Annotated in this window: 1 protein-coding gene; it reads left to right on the top strand. The window is 55.7% G+C overall.

Translation table 11 applies throughout. The features are described 5' to 3' along the window. Nucleotides 1-503, top strand: a 503-nt coding sequence (locus GTP77_RS29870; protein WP_161075756.1) for a transposase, incomplete at both ends; no start/stop codon positions are given.

Here is a 503-nt window from a genome sequence, read left to right as displayed (position 1 = left end):
TGCCTGCCGCGCAGCCCAGCAAGTTGGTCATGGACGAGTTTGCGCTATTCAAAGGGCATCGTTACGCCACGGTGGTTCTTGATGCCGACACACGGCAAGTACTCTGGGTTGGCGAAGGGCGCAGCCGTGAAGCCGTGCGCCCTTTCTTCGAGTGGCTCGGTGCTGAGCGTTGCCAGCAAATCGAAGCTGTCGCAATGGATATGAATACAGCCTTCGACTTGGAAGTACAGCTGCATTGCCCGCGAGCCCGTATCGTTTATGACTTGTTCCACGTCGTTGCCAAGTACGGCCGAGAAGTGATCGACCGCGTGCGGGTCGATGAGGCCAATGGCTTAAAGCACGATAAATCAGCGAGGCAGAAAGTCAAGCGTGGCCGCTGGCTGCTGCTGCGCAATCCAGAAAACGTCCCGGAAGAGCAACGGCCCAAGCTTGAAGAACTACTGGCAGCGAACAAAGCCTTGATGACCACATACATCATGAAGGCTAGTTTGAAGGAACTATGG

It is taken from the genome of Pseudoduganella aquatica (assembly GCF_009857595.1).
Classification (GTDB): Bacteria; Pseudomonadota; Gammaproteobacteria; order Burkholderiales; family Burkholderiaceae_D; genus Rugamonas; species Rugamonas aquatica_A.
The sequence above is the reverse complement of the archived record's forward strand: the minus strand, read 5'-3'. Positions and strand labels throughout refer to the sequence as shown.